We start from the raw sequence: 16,324 nt of genomic DNA, 5'->3' as shown, positions 1-16,324 counted from the left end.
GTTGCCCCGGTTGCCCCGTACAACAGGGGGCTGTACGGCAAGGAGGCGAATTGTGCCTGCGGTGATCCTGTTGTTGGCCACGGAAAGCCTTATTCCGCAAAGGTGCGGATGATTTCGCACATTTCCCGCACGGCGCGATCCATGCCCACGAGCACGGCGCGGGAGACAATGGAATGACCAATGGAATACTCGTCTATGCCCGGAACGTCCTTGAACATGAAGATGTTGGTATAGTTGAGACCGTGCCCCAGATTCACCCGCAGGTCCAGAGACCGGGCGTACTCTATGCCCTTGACGATCTTGGTGAATTCTGCCTGCCGTGCCTTGGGGGTTGCCGCATCGGCAAAGCGGCCGGTGTGTATCTCGATGAATTCGCTGCCAACGGATTTGGCGGCGTCTATCTGGCGTTCATCAGCTTCTATGAACAGACTGGAGCATATGCCCGCCTCGTGAATGGGGGCGAGATATTCGCGCAGGTGTGTCTCACGTCCCGCCACGGCAAGGCCGCCTTCTGTCGTCAGCTCTTCCCGTTTTTCAGGCACGAGGCAGACCATATAGGGCCTGTTGTCCAGGGCAATGGACTGCATTTCCGCCGTGGCGGCCATTTCAAGATGCAGGCGCGTGTTCAGGCAGCGGGAGAGGATGGAGACATCGCGGTCGATGATGTGGCGGCGGTCTTCGCGCAGGTGCACGATGATACCCCGCGCCCCGGCCAGTTCGGCAAGATGGGCGGCGGTGACCGGTTCCGGCTCTATGCCTCTGCGCTGCTGGCGCAGGGTGGCCACATGGTCCACATTGACGACGAGAACGGGCATGGCTGGCTCCTTGAAAGGTTGATTTCCTTCTTCATGTTCATGTTGCGGCAGCGCAAAGTCAAGCTGAAAAGCGGTTGGACCGGCAGGTGGTTGCGGCGTTGCCGACCGTTGATTGTGCATTCTGGCCCGACGTTGACGAAAGAGGCTTCGGAGAGTACAGCGTGCGGGAATGCTCTTCAAAAAATCCCCCTCGAAAACCACTGAGGTACTCCTATGAATGTTTGTATAGTCGGAACCGGCTATGTCGGTCTTGTCAGTGCCGCCTGCTTTGCGGAGATGGGCAACGATGTTGTGTGCGTGGACGTGAATCCTGATGTTGTGAGCACGCTGCAGGCGGGCAAGGTGCATATCTACGAGCCCGGACTTGAAGATATGGTACGTCGCAACTACGCGGAAGGCCGTCTTATCTTCACGACCAGCCTTGCGGAAGGCATGGAGCGGGCTTCTTTTGTCTTCATAACCGTGGGCACCCCTTCCCGCCCGGACGGCTCGTGCGACCTGTGCTACGTGGAGCAGGTTGCCCGCGAAATTGGTCAGAACATGCACAAGCCGGTCATCGTGGTGGACAAGTCCACCGTGCCGGTGGGCACGGCGGACCGGGTTCGGGCCATTATACGGCAGGAACTGGACAAGCGCGGCGTTAATCACGACTTTGACGTGGTTTCCAACCCGGAATTCCTGAAGGAAGGCGACGCAGTAAGCGATTTCATGAAGCCTGACCGGGTGGTTGTGGGAACGGATAACGAGAAGTCTGCGGAATACCTGAAGACTCTCTATGCCCCCTTTGCACGGAGCCGTGAAAAGCTCATCGTCATGGGGGTGCGTAGTGCGGAAATGACCAAGTACGCCGCCAACTGCATGCTTGCCACCAAGATTTCGTTCATCAATGAGATAGCCAACATCTGCGAACGGGTGGGAGCAGATGTGCGTGACGTGCGCATAGGCATAGGCTCTGATCACCGTATCGGGTATCATTTCATCTATCCCGGCGTGGGATACGGCGGCTCATGCTTCCCTAAGGATGTGAGGGCGCTTATCAACACGGCCCATGAGTTTTCGTTCCGCCCTGAGTTGCTGGAGGCGGTGGACACCGTGAATAATCGCCAGAAGAAGCGTATGGCGGAGCGTATTGCCGAGTACTTTGCGCAGCAGGGTGGCGTTTCCGGCAAGACTCTGGCGGTTTGGGGGCTGGCTTTCAAGGCGAACACTGACGACACGCGGGAAGCTGCCGCCCTTGCCATGATTGAGATGCTTACGGCCCAGGGCATGCGTATACGTGCCTTTGACCCGGTGGCGGGCGAGAAGGTACGCGAACAACTGGCGCATAACCCACTTGTTGAGATTGTGGACGGTCAGTACGAAGCAGTGCAGGGGGCGCAGGCGTTGCTGGTGGTGACGGAATGGAATCAGTTCCGTACGCCCGATTTTGAGCGGGTGAAATCGCTGCTCACCGCTCCCATCCTGTTTGACGGACGCAACTTGTACCCGCCGTCCATGATGGCGGAGCTGGGGTTTGCCTATTTTTGTGTGGGCAGGCCGGACCCGGCGTAGCGATTTTGTAAACCGGCATTGTAAAGCCCCCGGTGTGCATTGGCGCACCGGGGGTTATGTTTTTAGAGGTGAAAAAGGGCGGTCACGTTGTCCGTAACCGCCCTTATGGGGTGTAAAGAAGGGGCGCCTGACGTCAGGTCGGGAGCCATGTATGGGCCTGGGGGGGGGCTAGGCTCTGCGCTCCGAAACGCACCGCCTGCAGGAGCGTAACTGCAATTCCTGCAGAATGAGTCGCTCGTACTGCATGGAGGCCTGACTGCGCGTGATCATATCGTCTTCCAGAAAGCGTTCAAGAAATTGCGTTTCTTCCCAGAAGTCAAGGAGTTCGTCGTCACCCAGTGATTTGATCTGCATGTTCAGCGGGACATCTTCGGGAAAGGGGGAAAGATTCGCCATCAAGTTGGAACTCCTTGCCGGATCGGCGGTTATGCTGCCGCTATGGGCTACAGATTGCGATACTAGCCGACCGTCAACTGTTTTACAACCACTTTTATACTCACACTCATGCCTCGGCAACGCTATGCTGGTTGCAAAGGCGGAGCATTCCAGCTATATTGCTGGCACGTTTGTGAGACAGGACGTTTCAGCCCCTGCGGGATGGACATCACATTAAGGAGTGACTCTATGCGTGAAGCGCAAAGAAAGCAGGATGATGAGCTTCTCCAGCTTGTCACGTTCAGTATTGGTGATGAAGAGTTCGGGGTGGATATCCTGAAAGTTCAGGAAATCATCCGGACAATGGAAATCACCAAAGTACCGCGCGCTCCGGAGTTTGTGGAGGGCGTTATCAACCTGCGCGGCAAGGTTATTCCCATCATCGACCTGCGCCGCCGCTTCGGGCTTACCTCCAAGACGCACGACAAGCATACCCGGATTATTGTTATCGAGATAAATAACATGATTGTCGGTTTTGTTGTGGACTCTGTTTCCGAGGTGTTGCGCATACCCGCAAGCACGGTGGAACCGCCGCCGCCCGTGGTTGCCGGTATGGAATCCGAATACATCAGCGGGGTGGGCAAGTTGCAGGACCGCCTGCTTATTCTTCTTGATCTTGACCGCCTGCTTTCGAACGCCGATCTTAACGTGCTCGGACAAATCTAGACGGCGCGGGCACTGCACCCAAAGCCGCCAAAAGCCGTATGTACGGCTTGGCGGCTTTTTGTCGTGCTCTCTGCCATGCCCAAAACAATGAAGAAACGAGTCTGCCGTGCTTTTTGATGAAATTGTGCTCGGGCTGCAAACGGCAGCCCGCCGCGTGGTGCATGTAGCCAGAAGCGGTCCCGCTTCGCAGGCGCGTATGGCGCATTCCCTGCGCAACAGGGATGAGAATGTTGTGCTGGTGGTTCGTAATTCGCACGAACTGGCAGACCTTAAGGGGTTGCTTACCCTTTTCACCCCGGAAAGCTCCATGGAGGAGGCGGAAGTTTCCGCACCGGCATGGCAGCAGCCGTGGACAATCATACCACAGCACCCGGCGGGTTCGCACGGTAAGGCTGCATGGTCTTCCCGCATTGCCAGTCTGTATGCTCTGAACTTGCGCAAACCCAGGCAGGGGGTGCTTGTTTCGCTGGACAATTTTTTGCCCAAGCTGCCGCCCACCGCGCTGTTTCAATCCCACGAACTGCCCTTGACCCCTGGAGAGGATTCCGGTCCCGAACTTGTGCTCGATCAGTGTGTGGAATGGGGATATTCCCGTGTTCCCATGGTGACGCAGCCGGGAGAGATTGCTCTGCGTGGGGATATTCTGGATATCTACTGCCCCGGTTATGCCCGTCCGGTGCGTCTGGAATTTTTCGGGGACACGCTTGAGGAGATGCGCCTGTTTGAGCCTTCCAGTCAGCGGTCCAAGGGGAATTTGGACGAACTGGTCATTTTGCCCACCTCCCCGGTTATCATGAGCACGGAGCATAAAAACAAAGCCGTGCAGTGGTGGAAAAAACTTGAAAAGGACAGCCGTATCCCGGCCGGACTTGCGGGAAGGCTGGAGCATGCGGTGGAAAGGGCGGGAACGCCCCTGCTTCCGGGCTGTTTTTATGAGCAGGCCGCATTTTTGGAAGAGTGGTTGCCCAAAGATGCTGTGTACATTCTGCCATCTGAACGGGATCTTAAAGAAGCGCTTGAAGAATCGGAGAGGGCATGGCGGACGTATCTGGATAAGCAGGAAGCTGAATCCGGTTTGCGGCAGCACGCCGCGCTGGCACTGCGTAGTGCCGCTGACGCCATGGAGGTGTGGAAGGACACCCGGCGCGCGCACTTTGAAGATCTGGTCATTGGTGTGGACAAGACGGGAAGCGACCTGACGGAGCGGTCGTACGGCGCGTTCCACGATATTTTTGTCTCCCCGCAGGAGCAGGACAGGCCTTGGCAGGCGCTGGTTTTGCGGCTTCGCAAGTGGATGCAGGAAAAGAGGCAGGTGCTTCTCTGCTTTGTGAACCAGCGCAGCAGGGCCAAGTTTCTGAAGCTGGCCGAACAGGACGGGCTTATGCCCCGCCTGCGTTATGCGCCGCGCGAGAAAGGACTTTTTGCGTTGGTGGCTCCCTTCCGGCGCGGCATTGATCTGGCGTGGGACAATGTGCTTGTGCTGGGCGAAGACGTTATCCAGCCCAACGCAGAACGCAGGGAGCGCGCACGCACGGGTGCTTTTGCCGGACTGAAGGAATACGATGACCTGAATCCCGGTGACCATCTTGTGCACCGTGACTACGGCATTGCCGTGTTTGACGGGCTGCACCGCATGGAACTGGGCGGTGTGTCCAACGACTTTCTGCTGCTGAAATATGCAGGAGACGACAGGCTTTACCTGCCCGTGGACCGGCTTTCTTTGGTGCAACGGTTTAAGGGACCGGACGGAGCACCGCCCGCGCTGGACAAGCTGGGCGGTTCCGGCTGGCTCGCCTCCATATCCCGCGCCCGCAAGGCCATAGAGAAAATTGCTCATGATCTTGTGGAGATGTATGCGTGGAGGCGTATTGCCAAAGGCTTTGGGTACGGTCCCGTGAACGAATTGTACCGCGAGTTTGAAGCGTCTTTCGGGTTTGAGGAGACGCCTGATCAGGCCCGTGCCATTCAGGATGTGCTGGCCGACATGGAAAAGGCGCACCCCATGGACAGGCTGGTTTGCGGAGATGTGGGCTTCGGCAAGACGGAAGTGGCCCTGCGGGCCGCATTCCGCGCAGCCTGCGAGGGCAAGCAGGTGGCGCTGCTGTGTCCCACCACCATCCTTGCCGAGCAGCATTACCAGACCTTCAAGAGCAGACTGGGCGGTTTTCCGGTGAATATCGGCATGCTCTGCCGGTTTGTTTCACGCCAGCGCCAGAAAGAAGTGCTGGCTGCCGCAGCCAAGGGGCAGGTGGATATTCTCATCGGTACGCACCGCCTGCTTTCGGACGATGTGGATCTGCCCAATCTGGCCCTGCTCATTCTGGATGAGGAACAGCGGTTCGGCGTGCGCCATAAGGAAAAGCTCAAGAAGTTCCGCCGCAATGTGGACGTGCTCACCCTCACAGCCACCCCCATACCGCGGACATTGCAGCTTTCTATGTCCGGCATACGTGAGCTTTCGGTCATAGAAACAGCGCCGCTGGGCCGCAAGCCTGTGGAGTCGGATCTGGTGGAGCGTGATCCCGATCTGCTGCGCAGCTATGTCCGGCGGGAGCTTGATCGGGGCGGGCAGGTGTTCTGGGTGCATAACCGCATTGAGGGGTTGGAGCGAGTGGCGGAGTTTGTCCGTCAGCTTGTGCCCGATGCGCGGGTGGGCATGGCTCATGGTCAGATGTCCGAAAAGGAACTGGAAACCACCATGCACCGGTTCTGGCATGCGGAGCTGGATGTACTGGTGTGCACGGCAATTGTGGAATCGGGACTAGATTTTCCCCGTGCCAACACGCTTATCGTGGATCAGGCACAGATGTTCGGGCTGGGGCAGCTTTATCAGTTGCGTGGACGGGTGGGGCGTTCTGACGTGCAGGCACATGCCGTGTTTGTGGTTAACAGCCTGGAAAGTATACCCGAGCTTGCCAAAAAACGGCTGCGTATCATTCTGGACATGGACTACCTTGGGGCAGGATTTCAGGTAGCCATGGAGGATCTGCGCCTGCGGGGCTCCGGTAACATACTGGGAGAGGCCCAATCCGGCCAGATGGCCCGCGTTGGGCTGGACTTGTATCTGGAAATGCTGGAAGAGGAAGTGAAGCGTCTGAAGGGCGAAGAGGCCGTAGCTTCCGTGGAAACAGAACTCAATATAGGCATTAACGCTCATATTCCGGAAACATACATTACGGACGGACGGGAACGGCTGCGTTTTTACAAGACACTTTCTTCGGCAGTGGATGCCGTGGCGTTGCAGGATACGGAACTGGAAATACGCGATCGCTTTGGTCCGTTGCCCGAGGAACTTTCCAACTTTTTGGGTGTGCTGGGATTCAAGCGGTTTCTCATGGAACTGCAGGTGGTGAAGGCGGATATTTTCCGCGACAAGGTGCGGCTTGTCTGGGGTGATAAGGCTGATCGCATATCTCCTGCGGCTCTAGTGGCGTGGGTGGGCGCCCGGCAGGGGCAAGCCCGCCTGCTGCCGCCTGCGTGTCTGGAATATCGCATGGACAAGAGCGGTTCCGTACGCGAACGGCTGGAATACGCCAAGGCGGAACTCAAACTCCTTTCGGCGACCATGGAGAGTTGATGTGAGCATTTGGAAAAGACTGGCGGTGGTTCTGGCCGTGTGGGCCGCGATGCTTGCAGGATGCGGAAACGATTCCGTGCAGGACGGCGTGGTGGCAACGGTGAATGGCAAGCCAATCTATCTGAAACAGCTGGAAGCCCGCTATGATCTGGACAACCTGAGCTGGTCGGGGGGCATGGTTCCATCCGTTGATGTGCTGCGGAGCGAATACGGCCAAGTACTTTCGCAACTTATAGTGCATGAACTGGTTATTCAGGCTCTGGACCGCGCCGGCTTGGGCATTACGGACGAAGATGTGGCAAAGGCCGAGGCTGTTGTGCGGGAGGACTATCCCGAGGACCAGTTCGAAAAATCCCTCGTGGAGGAGTATATCGATATCGAGGAGTGGCGCTCCATGCTCCGGCAGCGGCTCGCCATGGAGAGACTGAAGTCGGATATTCTACGCCCGCGGGTGAAGCTTACTTCGCAGGAAGCGGAGACCTATTACCGGGAACATCTGGCGGATTTTTATCTGCCCCCGCGTGTGCGCTTTCTGCAGATAACAGGGCCGGACAGGCGGCAGGTGGAAAAGGCCCGCGAATCGTATTTGCGGCAACAGGATATCGAGGCGGTTCAGAATACCTTTGATGAGATAACCATACGCGAGATGCGTATGCGCTTGAATATGCTGCCCGTGGGTTGGGAGAGTGCCATAGGCAAACTTAAGCCGGGGCAGGCCAGCACCGTTTCATCCGGCGACAACGGTTTTGAAACACTGGTTCTGCTGGAGCATATGCCGGAGAAAGTGCTTGATCCTTCGCGCGCCTACCCGTTGGTAGAGACGGTGCTCATTGAGCAAAAGATGCGGGTGGCGTTTGAAGAGTGGCTTGTTGACGAGTTGGGGCGGTCTGAGGTGAAGGTGACGCGCCTGCTCCGGCAGATGGAGGAACAGGCGGCCGAAGCTGAGCAGAAAGCGCAATAGCTGTTGCGGTGCATTGCCTATACCGCAATGCCGGAAAGGACCGGCGAGGTTGCGTGTCAGGCCGCATGGTTGACTTCGGGGTGCTGATTTCCTTGAGGAATATAGACATGCACCAGGGCTTGTTGCATAATCGTGTGAAACAGATTACAGGGAGTGAGTGTTCCTGGCTGTTGCTGTTGCCCGAGGGAACGCCCAACTATCCAATCGTGCAAAACGAGCTGCCTCAGCCCTGCCCCTTCTTTGGTGGTGTGTTTGTGCCGCAGCCGGAGTGAACGTTCCGGCGGTCAGCCGGAAAACCAAAAAATATTCAGGGAGCGAGCTTTGTTCTCCAACATCCTGTTTTACAAGAGAGTTGTTTCTGTTCTTTTTGTGACAACCATTCTTCTTTCCGCGTCATTCCTTCCTGTTCGCGCGGAGAATGTACTGAACAAGATTGTGGCGTTTGTGAACGGCGACATCATAACCCAGTTCGATCTTCAGGAATCGGTTGCGCCGGACTTGCTCCGCGCCGGTCTTTCCCGCCAGAATCCTGCGCATAGGGCAGAAATTGAGGCCATGGAGCGGCGGATGCTGGACTCCATGATTTCAGATCTGCTGTTCTTGCAGGAAGCGGATCGCTATAAGATAGAGGTTAAGGACGCCGAGGTGGAGAACGAGATCCGCAAGCTTGCCCAGCAAAACGGGCTGACGCTGGAAGAGGCGCAGCAGCGGATGAAGGAAGACGGCGTTTCTTATGATAATTTCAAGGAAAAGATTCGTAACAGCATAGTGCGCTCCCGCCTGCTTTCCTTCATGGTCGGCCGTAAGGTCGTTGTGACCAAGGAAGATGTGCAGGCCTATTACGATGAGCATAAAGGCGAGTTCTCCAGTGACCGTAAGGTGGTTGTGAGGATGCTGGCCCTTGCTCCCGGTACGGATGCGGGCAAGGTGTACACCCTGCTGCAGGACGGCACGCTTTCGTTTGAAGAGGCGGTGGACCAGTTCTGCGTGGGACCGGCTAAAAAGAATGGCGGGCTGCTGGGCGAGTTGACCTGGATGCACCTTGCCTCTGCGTGGCGGGAGGCTTTGGAACCGTTGTCTGACGGGCAGGTTTCCAAGCCGTTCACTGCGGACGGGGTTTCGCTGCTGCTTAAGCTGGATCAGACGACAGCCGGAAATGTGCTTCCTCTTGAAGAGGTTGCGGGGCGCATTGAGGAAACCCTGCGTGCACCGATGCTGGAGGAGCGTTTTTCAGAGTACTCCGGCAAGCTGCGCGAAAAAGCGGTTATCAAGATCAATTTATAATCCTCAAACATCCGAGCAATCGGAGGCGTAATGACCACGATGACCGAGTTGGGTGCTCAACTGTGCAGGGCGCGGGAGAGCAAGGGGCTGACCCATGAAGATGTTGCACGCAGGATTAAGGTGGCGGCACGCACCCTTGTTGCGCTGGAGACGGGCAACATGGATGATCTTCCTCACGCTGTTTACACAAAGGGGTTTGTGAAATCCTACGCCCGGCTTCTTGGACTGGACTCGGATGAATACGGGCAGGCCATGGATGTTATCTACGCAAGAGAACTCGGTGATCAGGAGGAGCAGGAAGTGGCTTTTGTGAGCCGCAGGCTGCCGCCGCCCAAACCCCGTTGGCATATCCCGGTTCTCATCCTTTTTGTTTGTGTGGTGGCTGCCGGAGGTGGCTGGTATTTTTTCGTTGATTCCCGTTCGTCGTCCGCTGTGAACGAGCTGGCTCCGCAAGGTGCAGTTGAGGCGACTCCGGCTGTTCCGCAGGCTGGGGCGGACGGGATAGACCCTACTTCTCCACAGGTACAGGGTGAGACTGAGGCGGCCCCGGAAGACGGTGAAAATACGGTTATCCCCAATGAAGCGGGGGAGGCACCCGCTCCCGCCCCGGAAACTGAACTGCCTGCACCGGCACCGCAGGGAAGTCTTTCCGTTCCTGCTACGGAGGCCGCCCGGACTGCGGGGGCCTCTATGGCCGCTTCTGTTCCCGCAGAGGTAGAGGCGCTTGTCGTGGGTGATTCGGAAGCAACAACCGTGGGCGGGTTGCGGCAGGAACAGGCTGACGAGCTTGTCGCCACAACGTCCGGCATTGCCCCGGAACCAGTAGAAGCTGTGGCTGCAGCTTCTTCCGCCGAGACGGCAGTGTCAGCGGGCGGCGCATCATACGGTCCGGCCGTTATGGAAGTGCCGCTTAAGCCTGGCTCCGGAGAACAGAAATTGACGCTCACGGCATCCAGTGAATGCTGGGTGGAGGTATGGGGAACCGGAGTGGAGCGTCGCGAGATGTACCTGCGCGCTGGGCAGAAATCCGTACTGCGCTTTCCCGCCCAACTGAACCTTAAGTTGGGAAATTCGGGGGGCGTTACCGTTACCTTGAACGACAGGAATGTTCCCATGGCCGGAGAGGAAGGCAAGGTGCTTACGCTGCATTTTATTTCGGCTCAGTAGTTCTGATGGAATTTTCGGATAAAGGCATCATACTCCGTGTCGGGCGGTTCAAGGAGGCGGACCTGTGGGTCCGTTTTTTGTCGCCTGCCCGTGGCCTTTTTACGGCCTTCGCGTTCGGTGGCTGCCGCAGCCGTCAACGTTTCTCCGGGTGTCTGGATCATCTTAATACGGTGCATTTTCGTGTGAGGATGAGCCGGGCCGGTTCGTATACCAGTCTGGAGGAGGGCGTTTTGCTGCGATCCCCGCGTCGTCTGCGTACGGATCTGCACAGGCTGGGGCTTGCGGTCAACTGCCAGAAGTTTCTGGAAGCCATGGGGGTGTCCCTGGAAGGGGCGCAGGCGGCCTATACGCTGTTTGAGGAAGCGCTGGAGGCTCTGGAGGCGGATAAGGGGGCGGATGCCATGCTTCCGCTGCTTTTTCGTGCGCGTTTTGCTTTTGATCAGGGGTACAGGCCGGAAACGGGCTTTTGTCTGCAATGTGGCTGCGAGATGGATTCTGGTCAGGGGGCGGTTTTTCATGTGCAGGAAGGCCTGCTTTTGTGCGGCAACTGCGCCGCTCCTTCCGGGCCCATGTTCAGGCTGGGCAACGAATCACTTGACGCGCTGCGCTTTGTGCAGGAATATTCACCGCTTCACTGGGAAGCGCTTTCGCTTTCTGAGCGGGCGCGCCGCGAACTGACGCGGGCGGTGGATGGCTTTATCCAGTTCCACATTGGTTTGACATGGGATAAGGGCATGTTCCGCAGGGTGTGATTGCCCGGCCACTGTCCGGTCATGCGTGACCACAACAACACGACAGCATCGTGTAGAGCATATTGAGCTTAGAGGATTGCCATGCATTTTCAAGATGTTATTCTAACTTTGCAGACATTTTGGTCCCGGCAGGGGTGTGTTCTTGCGCAGCCTTTCGATGTGGAGTGCGGCGCGGGAACCTTTAACCCTGCAACATTTTTGCGGGTTATAGGGCCGGAGCCGTGGAACGTGGCCTACGTTGAGCCTTCGCGTCGTCCCACAGACGGACGGTACGGCGAAAACCCCAATCGGCTGCAGCACTACTTTCAGTTTCAAGTCATCCTCAAGCCTTCGCCGGACAACATACAGGAGTTGTATCTGCAAAGCCTGAAGGAACTCGGCATTGACTCTGCTGTGCACGATATCCGCTTTGTGGAAGACGACTGGGAATCGCCCACACTGGGTGCATGGGGGCTTGGCTGGGAGGTTTGGCTGAACGGCATGGAGGTGACGCAGTTCACCTATTTCCAGCAGGTGGGCGGTATTGATCTGTCTCCCACCAGCGTGGAGATCACCTACGGTCTGGAGCGCCTGTGCATGTATCTGCAGGGCAAGGAATCCGTATACGATCTTTCCTACAATGCGAACGTCACCTACGGAAACGTCTACCACCAGAACGAGGTGGAGATGTCCCGGTACAACTTTGAGTTGAGCGATGCGGGCATGCTGCTTAACCTGTTCGGCATGTATGAGGCGGAGTGCAAACGCCTGTGTGAGGCCGGTGTTGCTTGGCCTGCGTACGATTACTGCCTGAAGTGTTCGCATACGTTCAACTTGCTGGATGCCCGTGGGGCCATATCCATTACCGAACGTACCGGCTACATCGGCCGCGTGCGGGCTCTGGCTTCGGCAGTGGCCCGTCTCTATGCGAAGCAGCGTGAGGATCTTGGTTATCCCATGCTGCCGAAAAACGACAACTAGCAAGGCCACAGGAAGAGCATACCATGTCCGTATTCGTATTGGAGATAGGCTCGGAAGAGTTGCCCGCCCGTTTTTTACCGGGCCTTGAAAAGGAACTGGGAGATCGCCTTGCGGCGTTTCTTGCCGAATCGCATGTGGAGTTTGAATCTGTTTCCGTGGAAACCACGCCCAGAAGGGCCGTTGCCACGGTGCGTGGCATTGCCCTGCGGCAAAGTGAGGCGGAGGAGGTGGTTTCCGGTCCGCCTGTGCGCATAGCCTTTGACGCAGAGGGCAAGCCCACCAAGGCTGCGGAAGGATTTGCCAGAACGCAGGGAGTGGACCTTGCGGATGCCTTTACTCTGCAGACGGACAAGGGCGAGTACATTGCCGTGCGCAAGCGCGTGGGCGGTGCCGCCACAGCGGACCTGCTGGCTCTGGGATGTCCGGTTATTATCGCGGCGTTGCCGTTTCCCAAGAAGATGAAATGGGCGAGTCTGGAGTATACATATGCCCGCCCCCTTCGCTGGGTATTCGCCATGCTGGATGATCAGGTTGTTCCCTTTGCTGTGGCTGACCTTGCCACCGGCAACACCACTCGTGGTCACCGCGTACACGGTCCCGGCCCCTTTGCCGTGGCAGGTGCGGAACAGCTGGAGGGAGTGTTGCAGGATATGTGCGGCGTAGTCCTTTCCGGTGCCAGAAGACGTGCCGTCATTATTGAAGAGGGTAACCGTCTTGCCGCCTCGGTAGGGGGCAATGTGCTGTGGAAAGAGGCGCTTCTGGACGAAGTGCAGGGGTTGTCTGAACATCCCGTGGCCTGTCTTGGCGGGTTTGATCCGTCCTTTCTGGAGCTTCCCAAGGAAGCGCTGCTCACCAGTATGCAGAGCCACCAGAAGAGTTTCGGTCTGGCCGATTCCGAAGGCAACCTGCTGCCGTACTTCCTGACGGTGCTGAACATTACGCCCAAGGATGAGGCCGTGGTGCGCAAAGGGTGGGAGCGGGTGCTGAGGGCGCGACTGGAAGATGCCCGTTTCTTCTGGCGCAACGACCTTAAAAGCAGTTTTGATGCGTGGCTTGAGAAGTTGGATTCCGTTATTTTCCTTGCGCCGCTGGGCTCCATGGGCAACAAAACCCGGCGCCTGTCTGTGCTGTGCGGGGAACTTGCCGTGGCTGCCGCGCAGGGCGCATCGGACATCAAGGCAGATGCGGAACGCGCAGGGCGCCTTTCCAAGGCGGACCTCGTTTCGGAGATGGTCTATGAATTCGACAGCCTGCAAGGGATAATGGGCGGCATATATGCCCGCAGGATGAATGAGAGCGAGGCCGTGGCTCAGGCTATTTCCGAACAGTATCTGCCTGCCGGGCCGGATTCCCCCGTCCCTTCGTCATTGTGCGGGGCGCTGCTTTCCATCGCGGACAAGGCCGATACGCTTGCAGGGTGTTTCGGTCTGAACACGATTCCCACAGGGGCCGCAGACCCGTATGGCCTGCGCCGTTGTTGTCTTGCCATTACGCGTATTCTGCTGGACAGGGATATGCATCTTCCCGTTTCGGCAATATTCCGGATGGCTCAGGCCGGTTACGGCGATGCCATACAATGGAAATTGCCTCTGCCGGAAGCGCATGCCAAGATGGTGGAGTTTTTCACCCTGCGCCTGAAGAATTACTTTGTCTCTCAGGGATATGAAACGCTGCTGGTGGAGGCCGTGCTTAACGCCGGGGCTGATGATGTGTGCGATGCCCGCGCACGTCTGAAGGCTCTTGCTGCGTTCAGCCGTACGCAGGGGTTTGCGCAGGCGGTGCTCACTTTCAAGCGTGCAGCCAACATCATCCGTAAGCAGGGCGAAGAGGCCGGCGCGATGCTGGACGGAATACCGGACGCTGCGCTGTTTGAGGATGATGCGGAAAAGGCCTTCGGAGCCTCGCTTGCCGCTATGGCTCCCCGGTTTGAGGCCCTGTGGGCGGCTGGGGATTTTGATGCCCTGTTTGGCCTGCTGGAAGAATTGCGGCCGGATGTGGACGCGTTCTTTGACAAGGTTATGGTCATGTGCGATGACCTTGCTGTACGTCAGAATCGGCTTAATCTGCTTATGTCGCTGGTGCGCAAGCTGGGTCGGCTTGCGGATTTTGCCGCTTTGCAATTGTAATGGAACAGGCGGGGAGGGGTTGATTCTTCTTCGCCATGATAAATTGTAGACAATAGCTTGACATGTCGGTGGTTGGCGCGTAATGAACTGCCTTCCCGTGTTCCAGTATTGTCGTCAAGAAGACTCTTACATACAAGTTTTTTGGAGGATCTACCGTGGCTAACCACAAGTCTGCCATCAAGAGGCATCGCCAGAGCCTGAAGCGCGCTACCCGCAACCGTGCTATGAAGACCCGTGTCCGTAACACTGTGAAGGCTGTTCGCACCGCAATCCTGCAGAAGGACAAGGATCAGGCACAGGTTCTGCTTGGCACTGCCAACTCCGTACTGGACAAGGCTGCCGGCAAGGGCGTTATTCACTGGAGAATGGCTGCACGCAGCATTTCCCGTCTGAGCAAGGCTGTCGCAGAAATCGCGTAACGCCTTTTCGCTCCCTGATTATTGCATGAAGGCCCGCCATGGCGGGCTTTTTTGCGTTGTCCTTCCGTGTTGCCGCCTTGCGCGGACATGCGCTATCTGCTAGTAGGCGCAAGAACGTGTGGTCCGAAGAGACCGCTTTGTACCGGCGCGCCGCCAGGAGCCGTTACCGGGCGGAAAGACGGTTTGTGCCATCTTATCTGGAGTAAACAGCATGCGTCTTTTCAGCCGAACGCCACGGGTGGAACAGCTCAAGGTGGTCATTGTCGGGGCAGGTGAGGTGGGGTTTCATATTGCCCGCCGTCTTGCACAGGAAAGCAAGCAGGTCGTTGTGGTGGACCAGAGCGCGGAGGCTTTGCGCCGGGTATCTGAAGTGCTGGATGTGCAGACCGTGCAAGGGTCCGGATGCAGCCCTGTGGTGCTCAGTGATGCAGGCGTTATGGACGCCCATATTTTCTTGGCCGTGACGGACAGTGATGAGATTAACATCATATCCTGTCTCTTTGCCAACGCCATTGCCCCGGATTCCCGAAAAATCGCGCGCATACGCAACGAAGAATACCATCTGTTCCAAGATGCGCTGACCAACGAACCTCTGAGTATTTCCACCATCATCAATCCCGAAAAAGAAGTCATCAAGGCTATAGACCGCATGCTGGCCATGCCGGGGGCTGTTGATTTCAGCGAGTTTGCGGACGGGCAGGTGAAGCTGGTTGGGGTGCGGCTGGAACAGGGGCCGCTCATCGGAAGGCGGCTCATGCAGTTCCGTGAAGTTGTGGATGATGTGAATGTCATCATAGCCGCTATCGTGCGTAAGGATGAGCTAATTATCCCTGGTGGGAGTGATGAGATTCTTGCAGGCGACATAGTGTATTTTGCCTGCAAAGACACAAGCTTGGAAACCGTGCGACGGATATCCGGCCACGATACCGCTCCGGTAAAGTCTGCGCTCATCATCGGGGGTGGTAATATAGGTCTGCGGCTGGCCATGCTCTTTGAGCGCAAGGGGCTGCATGTGAAGCTTGTGGACAAAGACAAGGCGCGTTGCATGGTGCTCGCGGAAAAGCTGAATACCACACTGGTTCTTCACGGCGATGGTACTGATCAGGACTTTCTGCGGGAAGAAAACGTGGACGCCATGGATGTGGTGATTTCTCTCACCTCTGATGAAGAAATCAATATCCTCTCTTCACTGCTCGCCAAGAATCTAGGAGCGAAGAAAACCGTCACCCGGGTGAACAAGGCCGCCTATCAGCCCCTTGTGAGTGCCATAGGCATTGATAACTCCGTTTCGCCACGCCTGGCGGCAGTGAACTCCATTCTGCACCACATTCGCCGCGGCAAGGTGCTTTCGTCCGTTTCCATACGGGGCGAAGGCGCAGAAGCGCTGGAGGCCGTGGCCCTTGCAGATTCTGATGTGGTGGGCAAGCCCGTGCGCGAACTGGGATTTCCGCGCGGCACCCTGCTGTTGGCCATTGTACGTGGGAAGGAAGTCGTCATTCCCAGCGGTGACAGCATAATCAACCCGGAAGACCGCATCATCATCCTGACCACTCGTGAGGAGGTTTCCCGCGTGGAACAGGCTTTAACGGTGAAGCTGAGTCAGCTTTAGGC

13 protein-coding genes are annotated in these 16,324 nt (G+C 57.2%); 11 read left to right on the top strand and 2 right to left on the bottom strand.

The genetic code is table 11. The features are described 5' to 3' along the window. Positions 1-89: 89 nt before the first annotated feature. Positions 90-815: a pyridoxine 5'-phosphate synthase gene (locus HUV26_RS01245; RefSeq protein ID WP_174408279.1), complete on the bottom strand. Its 726-nt coding sequence runs from the start codon at positions 813-815 to the stop codon at positions 90-92. Positions 816-1,028: 213 nt separating this feature from the next. Between HUV26_RS01245 and HUV26_RS01240 the strand changes: the two genes are divergently transcribed. Then, positions 1,029-2,366 carry a UDP-glucose dehydrogenase family protein gene (locus HUV26_RS01240; RefSeq protein ID WP_174408278.1) on the top strand — a complete coding sequence of 446 codons (1,338 nt, stop codon included), beginning with the start codon at positions 1,029-1,031 and terminating at the stop codon, positions 2,364-2,366. A gap of 168 nt (positions 2,367-2,534) precedes the next feature. On the opposite strand, the gene HUV26_RS01235 is transcribed toward HUV26_RS01240, so the two are convergent. Then, a complete protein-coding gene (locus HUV26_RS01235) occupies positions 2,535-2,762 on the bottom strand; it encodes a hypothetical protein (RefSeq protein WP_174408277.1) in 228 nt (75 codons plus the stop codon). Between the two features lie 228 nt (positions 2,763-2,990). On the opposite strand from HUV26_RS01235, the gene HUV26_RS01230 reads away from it, so the two are divergent. From HUV26_RS01230 to trkA, 10 genes are all read left to right on the top strand, one after another. Then, the gene (locus tag HUV26_RS01230; protein ID WP_174408276.1) at positions 2,991-3,467 is read left to right on the top strand and encodes a chemotaxis protein CheW; all 477 of its coding nucleotides are present in this window, start codon (positions 2,991-2,993) and stop codon (positions 3,465-3,467) included. A 106-nt stretch (positions 3,468-3,573) separates the two neighbouring features. Continuing rightward, positions 3,574-7,044 (top strand): transcription-repair coupling factor, encoded by a 3,471-nt coding sequence (mfd, locus tag HUV26_RS01225; RefSeq protein ID WP_373869042.1) that lies wholly within the window; start codon positions 3,574-3,576, stop codon positions 7,042-7,044. 1 nt (position 7,045) lies between these two features. After that, positions 7,046-8,005 carry a peptidylprolyl isomerase gene (locus HUV26_RS01220; RefSeq protein WP_174408275.1) on the top strand — a complete coding sequence of 320 codons (960 nt, stop codon included), beginning with the start codon at positions 7,046-7,048 and terminating at the stop codon, positions 8,003-8,005. Positions 8,006-8,326: 321 nt separating this feature from the next. Continuing rightward, positions 8,327-9,289 carry a SurA N-terminal domain-containing protein gene (locus tag HUV26_RS01215; RefSeq protein ID WP_174408274.1) on the top strand — a complete coding sequence of 321 codons (963 nt, stop codon included), beginning with the start codon at positions 8,327-8,329 and terminating at the stop codon, positions 9,287-9,289. Between the two features lie 30 nt (positions 9,290-9,319). Further along, the gene (locus tag HUV26_RS01210; protein WP_174408273.1) at positions 9,320-10,456 is read left to right on the top strand and encodes a helix-turn-helix domain-containing protein; all 1,137 of its coding nucleotides are present in this window, start codon (positions 9,320-9,322) and stop codon (positions 10,454-10,456) included. Positions 10,457-10,461: 5 nt separating this feature from the next. Next, complete coding sequence (gene recO / locus HUV26_RS01205) at positions 10,462-11,208, top strand: DNA repair protein RecO (RefSeq protein WP_174408272.1); 747 nt, start codon at positions 10,462-10,464, stop codon at positions 11,206-11,208. Between the two features lie 81 nt (positions 11,209-11,289). Further along, on the top strand, positions 11,290-12,168 hold the full coding sequence (glyQ, locus tag HUV26_RS01200) for a glycine--tRNA ligase subunit alpha (protein WP_174408271.1): 879 nt from the start codon (positions 11,290-11,292) through the stop codon (positions 12,166-12,168). Positions 12,169-12,191: 23 nt separating this feature from the next. After that, entirely contained in the window at positions 12,192-14,294 is a 2,103-nt protein-coding gene (glyS, locus tag HUV26_RS01195; protein WP_174408270.1) for a glycine--tRNA ligase subunit beta, read from the top strand. Positions 14,295-14,449: 155 nt separating this feature from the next. After that, positions 14,450-14,713 (top strand): 30S ribosomal protein S20, encoded by a 264-nt coding sequence (rpsT, locus tag HUV26_RS01190; RefSeq protein ID WP_174408269.1) that lies wholly within the window; start codon positions 14,450-14,452, stop codon positions 14,711-14,713. Between the two features lie 211 nt (positions 14,714-14,924). Beyond that, the gene (gene trkA, locus HUV26_RS01185) at positions 14,925-16,322 is read left to right on the top strand and encodes a Trk system potassium transporter TrkA (RefSeq protein WP_174408268.1); all 1,398 of its coding nucleotides are present in this window, start codon (positions 14,925-14,927) and stop codon (positions 16,320-16,322) included. The last annotated feature ends 2 nt before the right edge of the window (positions 16,323-16,324 follow it).

Source organism: Desulfovibrio psychrotolerans, assembly GCF_013340305.1.
Lineage (GTDB): Bacteria > Desulfobacterota > Desulfovibrionia > Desulfovibrionales > Desulfovibrionaceae > Halodesulfovibrio > Halodesulfovibrio psychrotolerans.
The sequence above is the reverse complement of the archived record's forward strand: the minus strand, read 5'-3'. Positions and strand labels throughout refer to the sequence as shown.

What these genes read in the sequence shown, in the direction of transcription:
- HUV26_RS01245 (WP_174408279.1), bottom strand. Translation starts at nt 815, where the DNA reads ATGCCCGTTCTCGTCGTCAATGTGGACCATGTGGCCACCCTGCGCCAG.
- HUV26_RS01240 (WP_174408278.1), top strand. Translation starts at nt 1,029, where the DNA reads ATGAATGTTTGTATAGTCGGAACCGGCTATGTCGGTCTTGTCAGTGCC.
- HUV26_RS01235 (WP_174408277.1), bottom strand. Translation starts at nt 2,762, where the DNA reads ATGGCGAATCTTTCCCCCTTTCCCGAAGATGTCCCGCTGAACATGCAG.
- HUV26_RS01230 (WP_174408276.1), top strand. Translation starts at nt 2,991, where the DNA reads ATGCGTGAAGCGCAAAGAAAGCAGGATGATGAGCTTCTCCAGCTTGTC.
- HUV26_RS01210 (WP_174408273.1), top strand. Translation starts at nt 9,320, where the DNA reads ATGACCACGATGACCGAGTTGGGTGCTCAACTGTGCAGGGCGCGGGAG.
- recO (WP_174408272.1), top strand. Translation starts at nt 10,462, where the DNA reads ATGGAATTTTCGGATAAAGGCATCATACTCCGTGTCGGGCGGTTCAAG.
- glyQ (WP_174408271.1), top strand. Translation starts at nt 11,290, where the DNA reads ATGCATTTTCAAGATGTTATTCTAACTTTGCAGACATTTTGGTCCCGG.
- glyS (WP_174408270.1), top strand. Translation starts at nt 12,192, where the DNA reads ATGTCCGTATTCGTATTGGAGATAGGCTCGGAAGAGTTGCCCGCCCGT.
- trkA (WP_174408268.1), top strand. Translation starts at nt 14,925, where the DNA reads ATGCGTCTTTTCAGCCGAACGCCACGGGTGGAACAGCTCAAGGTGGTC.